The sequence below is a fragment of the Labrenzia sp. OB1 genome (genome assembly GCF_001624695.1).
GTDB lineage: Bacteria > Pseudomonadota > Alphaproteobacteria > Rhizobiales > Stappiaceae > Roseibium.
The window spans coordinates 1-5,133 of record NZ_JSEP01000053.1 but is presented as its reverse complement, the minus strand read 5'-3'; the positions used below and the strand labels follow the sequence as shown (position 1 = coordinate 5,133).

5 protein-coding genes and 1 pseudogene are annotated in these 5,133 nt (G+C 53.6%); 2 read left to right on the top strand and 4 right to left on the bottom strand.

The annotated features are described in order from the left end of the window. Positions 1-277 (top strand): transposase (locus OA90_RS27250; protein WP_156510508.1); only part of this gene is annotated, 277 nt, incomplete at its 5' end. Between the two features lie 214 nt (positions 278-491). Here OA90_RS27250 and OA90_RS27245 read toward each other — a convergent pair. The 4 genes and pseudogenes from OA90_RS27245 to OA90_RS28885 form a co-directional block, all read right to left on the bottom strand. Continuing rightward, the gene (locus tag OA90_RS27245; protein WP_068420136.1) at positions 492-1,256 is read right to left on the bottom strand and encodes a hypothetical protein; all 765 of its coding nucleotides are present in this window, start codon (positions 1,254-1,256) and stop codon (positions 492-494) included. 189 nt (positions 1,257-1,445) lie between these two features. Then, positions 1,446-2,210: a hypothetical protein gene (locus OA90_RS27240; RefSeq protein WP_068420134.1), complete on the bottom strand. Its 765-nt coding sequence runs from the start codon at positions 2,208-2,210 to the stop codon at positions 1,446-1,448. Continuing rightward, entirely contained in the window at positions 2,207-2,845 is a 639-nt protein-coding gene (locus OA90_RS27235) for a TetR/AcrR family transcriptional regulator (RefSeq protein ID WP_082837320.1), read from the bottom strand. The genes OA90_RS27240 and OA90_RS27235 overlap by 4 nt, the downstream gene beginning before the upstream one ends. 271 nt (positions 2,846-3,116) lie before the next feature. Continuing rightward, a pseudogene (locus OA90_RS28885) lies at positions 3,117-3,274 on the bottom strand (transposase); the annotation flags it as partial. A gap of 390 nt (positions 3,275-3,664) precedes the next feature. Between OA90_RS28885 and OA90_RS27225 the strand changes: the two are divergent. After that, positions 3,665-5,133 (top strand): right-handed parallel beta-helix repeat-containing protein (locus OA90_RS27225; protein WP_199823881.1); only part of this gene is annotated, 1,469 nt, incomplete at its 3' end.

The window sequence follows — 5,133 nt, the reverse complement described above, 5'->3', positions numbered from 1 at the left end:
CTTCGCCGATGGCGGCTATGCCGGTGAAAAGCTGCGCGCCGCCCTGGTGGGCAACGGCAACTGGACGATAGAGATCATCAAACGCTCCGATGCTGCTGAAGGCTTCGAACTCCTGCCCCGCAGATGGGTGGTGGAGCGCACTTTCGCATGGCTGGGCAGATGCCGCCGGTTGGCAAAGGACTGGGAGGCGTCAATCGAAAGTTCCACCGCATGGATCAACATCGCTAGTATCAGGGTCATGACACGCAGGCTCGCAACCTATTGTCTTGTCTCATGAACTTTTGAATCGGACTCTAAGACATTCCGTGCGGGCAAAAACTTCGGATTTCGCGTGACAGCAAAGCGTCCTCAAGCCTGTGGTTCGCGTTGATGAGCCAGGCACCCGAATGCAGCCATTTACTGCACTCTGCACCAGTGTCCTGACAGGGGGCTAGTGAGAATCCGCTGCAGATTGCACGAAAGGCCGCAATGCGGACGAAGCCGACATAGGATCAATTTTCCTGAACGGCGACTTTCGGTCGCGTCAGAACTGCGGCAATGAGTGCACCCGAGACGAAAACGAACAAGAAAAAATAAAGCGAGTATGGCTGTATTAACCAGCCATACGCCGCAACAAGACCCATTCCCACGAATGCGAGCATTCCAAGAACGCCTAGTGCCATTGAGGACACTTTGAGAGGTCTCAGTCGCCAGTTCCTATGCTTCAATTTCCAAGCAGGACGCACAATAAATGACCAAGCCAACGCCCACCAGAGTACTGACAAAGCAGAGAGAATGGGTGATTTGAAAACGCCCACTACCTCAAAAGTGAATCTTTCAAGGATTGTTGCTGGACGTTCAGTGAAGCCATATTCAATTTCCATGTATTCTGGATATGCATCTCGGGGGGGCCTGCCTTCTTCCTCGATTATTCTGCTACGCGCCCACTGTTTGTAATCAGGTTCAAGCACTACTCCACGCAACTCGTCGTAAACGCGGCAAGTAGGCAAACCGTTTGATCCAGCGCAACGAATAGATAGCACCTGTGACTGGGGCGTAGAAGCGAGCAGGTACCCTTCGCTGTCAAAGACAACTACTCGCGAGGGATCTGCAACGAATATGCCGTCCCCGTACAAAACGGCGAACTCGACAAATCCAAAATCTGGATGTTCGACCCCCTCGATTTGGCCGAAGTATGGCGAATGCGCTTGGACGGGTGCCGATAGCCCAAAACAAAAAAAGAGCAATGCGACAACGACCCTGTAATTCGGCACCATAAACAAACCCCAGCTTAAACTTGAAATGTGCCTCGATAGCAGACCTTGATGCTGAGCGCGGTTTTGGTCAAGAGGGGCTCGAAGCGGACCTTAGCTGCAAGGTAAATCAAGAGCGGCTTGGCAGACAAAGCACCAATTCGCTGCGGCCGCCCCGATGTCCGCTCTGCGTCAGAGTACTTCGCTAGATCATTAAGCCAGCTGATAAAGGATCGGAATCGCTGCTGTGTTGTTCTGCTCAAAATTATCCAGAACGAATGGCTTGAACGACTTGTTGAAGAGCAACGCAGGTAAGATATGACGAAGTCCGTCCCAACGACAGTGATTGATAATTGTATAGGGTACCTGGGTTGAGTCATCGGGCAGTAGAACGGTGGAATTGTCGAGGCCGGTCTGATCCTGGAACCAGCCCGCTGTGTAGTTCCACACCTGAAGATTGATATCCAAACTGTCCGCGTAGAAGTAATTGAACAAGAAGACACCTTTGGTTGCGTGATCGACGGGGCCGATCCTGCGTGTGTTGGACGCGGCAATGCTGATGACATTGTGTGACCTCTTCTTGGTGTCCGCCACAAGTGCAACCCATTCAGGCGTATCCTGGTAATCTCTTGCAGCATCAACGGTCTCGAATTCCACCAGCATCACAACGTCAAACTTTGCGATCTTGACGTCTGGGCGTTTTCTTAGAAACGCCCCTCTCCCAGGGGGAATGATCAGCGCTTTGAAGACAGTGGCATCCAATACACCATCAACCGTAACCAGCGTCTGAGCTAAAGTCTTTAGTGTGCTGAGCAGTTTTTTCTTAGCGTTACTTTCCACGAAGAAGCCTATTGGCGGGCGATGATCTACCTCGATAGCAAGCAAGAGGTAGCCGGATTGCGTTGGCTCGATCAGTGACACTTCAGGAAACTTGTTCTTAGGGCCTACGATTTTTAGTGCTTCATCTAGATTGGTCATTCTTCTGGGCTCCGCGTTTGGGTAAGACTTCGCACAACAATGTTCAGGTGGGTTTTGGCCAACGACTTGGCATGCGCGACATCAGTTTTTGATGCGTTGCCGTGCAAGTAGGTGATACGAAGTCCCGCAAGTGGCCCGATGACCTGCCAAATTGCGACTTCGACTGGAATGTCTTGCCGCAGTTCTCCTCGTACCTGCCAAGCAGTGAAAGCCGGTCGCAATCGTGTCGAAACATCTTGCAACATGTTGCCGAGGCCATCTGGCCCCATACGTAAAACGAGTGAAGCAAACGCTCTGGCGCGCGGGGTCGACCACTTCGCGACAATGTTTCCAAACATTTCTGGGATTGCGATCTGCATAGGAATTTTATCGGACGCCAGGGAGGGTCCAGCGCTTGCCAGAAGATCAGGTCCTGCAAGTTTCAAAAGGGCCTCAAATATCTCCTGCTTGCCTTTGAAGTGGGCGTAAAGGGCGGGATCGCTCACGCCAACTTTTGCAGCGATTTGGCGCACCGTAGCGCCATCGAAACCGCGTTCGGAAAAAACTTCCAATGCAGCCTCCAGGATGCGATCTCGCGTTTCTGGTCGATCAGATAGTGGCGGACGGCCACGCGTTGGCTTAGGTGCTTCAGTCATTTATTTAAATTAGCGCTTATTAATATAAAGTGCAATCCTGCACGCTCAGGGGTTTGTTTCTTAAATGGACTTGATAATGGCGTTGGTCTGAAAGTGAACGGGAAAGCGGGCCATCACATAATCTGCAGCATTCGTCGAAGTGACGAATGAGCGCATCGAGTTCACGGGTGACCCGAAGGCCGGATAAAGAGGTGTCAGCGACCAGCGCCAGGCACACGCGGCTGTAATCATCAACCACGGCCAGTACCGGAAAGCGGCGGCCGTCCGTGAAGGCATCGGACACGTCCATGCCCCAAACCTGGCCTTGTACTTGTAGAAGGTCGCTTCCCAGATGCCGTGCTTGCGGCAGACATCCGCTGTCTTCATCCCCGCTTCCTGCTCCCGCAAGATGCCGATGATCTGTTCTTCTGTGAATCGTGAACGCTTCATTCCGTCCGTCTCCTGATTGGAACGGACTCTACACAAAATTGGAGGAGTTCTGGGGTCTCAGGTCAATGAGGCTCGCTCAAAAATCGCTGGCATAAGCCAGGAGTTTTCTGCCGGAAAGTGTGTCATTTGACACAACTCACGCATGCGGTCCCCGCCACCTTAAGCAAATCAAAAACTGTCTGCGGGAGTGCTCAGGTGCACGACAATAATGGTTCGTCGCGGGATGCGACAAACTCAGGCCTTCCGGTGTTCCGATCCGGGCAGTGGGCAGATTGGCCTGGGCAGAGCGGCGCCTTGCTGGCCCCATTGCTGGTCCCATTGCTGGCCTTGGGGCGAGATGCCTCGTGCAGGCCGAGTTGCCGTGTTGCCCTCATGCTGGGGGCGGGGCTTGTGTTTGGCAATGCCCCTGTGGCTCTGGCTGAGTGTACTATTGACGGAGAGGTGGAAGCACCGCCGTTCACTTCCCTCGAGGGTGGTGACGATCTTGTGTGCAATGATGTGGAGCTTACCGGTACAATAGAAGCGGCAACTGTCGAGGAGGGGGACGACAGTGTCACGATTACGCTTGGGGATGGGATGCCGGATGGTGAGGGCGCTTCCGATACCAAAGTGACGTCTAGTGAAGGCGTTGCCATCTCGTTAGACAATGACACGAAGGTTATCATTTACGGTGATGCTGAACTGAACGCCCTCGACACGGGGGTATATGCTACTGGCGATGACAATACGGTGGAGGTGGTCGGCGGCACGATTGAGTCCTATGGGTATGGGGTAGTTGCTGATGGCGATGACAATACGGTGGAGTTGGTCAGCGGCACGATTGAGGCCGCTTTCAACGGGGTAACTGGTAATGGTGCGAATTTTACCGTTACGGTGAGCGGCGGCACGATTGATGCTGAATGGGTCGGTATACACACTACTGGTGAAGATTCCATCGTTACGGTGAGTGGCGGCACGATTGAGGCTGAACAGGAGGGCGTATCCTCTGAAGGTGACAATTCCACCGTTACGGTGAGCGGCGGCACGATTGGAAGTATATACGCGGGCGTATACTCTGTAGGTGATGATTCTACCGTAACGGTAAGCGACGGCGCGATTGAGGCTGAAAGGGAGGGGGTACACACTTCTGGTGACGATTCTACCGTTACGGTGAGCGGCGGCAGGATTGAAAGTAAATACGCGGGCGTATACTCTGTAGGTGACAGCGCCACGGTCACGGTGAGTGGCGGCACGATTGATGCGGAATGGGGCGGTGTACACACTACTGGTGAAGATTCCATCGTTAAGGTGAGCGACGGCACGATTGAGGCTGAAAGGGAAGGTGTATACACTACTGGTGACAATTCCACCGTTACGGTGAGCGGCGGCACGATTGAAAGTAAATACGCGGGCGTATACTCTGTAGGTGACAGCGCCACGGTCACGGTGAGTGGCGGCACGATTGATGCTCTATGGGGCGGTGTACACACTTCTGGTGACAATTCCACCGTTACGGTGAGCGGCGGCACGATTGAGGCTGAAGAGGAGGGTGTATACACTATTGGTAACAATTCCACCGTAACGGTGAGCGGCGGCACGATTGAGGCTGAACAGGAGGGCGTATACTCTGAAGGTGACGATTCCACCGTTACGGTGAGCGGTGGCACGATCGAAGCCGATGACTATGGGATAAACATTCATGGTGACCGCACCACGGTGACGGTGAGTGGCGGGACGGTCAGAACGACCGAAGAAAATGGCACCGCGATTTACTTCGAATTTACTGGCGAGGGATCTCCCGAGAACTGGGCAGGTTCATTGACCATAGGCACGGGCGCTACTGTCGAGGGGAACCTTCTGGCAGAAAGCGGGACGTTTGC

Coding starts and splice junctions, on each gene's coding strand:
- OA90_RS27245 (WP_068420136.1), bottom strand. CDS start 1,256: ATGGTGCCGAATTACAGGGTCGTTGTCGCATTGCTCTTTTTTTGTTTT.
- OA90_RS27240 (WP_068420134.1), bottom strand. CDS start 2,210: ATGACCAATCTAGATGAAGCACTAAAAATCGTAGGCCCTAAGAACAAG.
- OA90_RS27235 (WP_082837320.1), bottom strand. CDS start 2,845: ATGACTGAAGCACCTAAGCCAACGCGTGGCCGTCCGCCACTATCTGAT.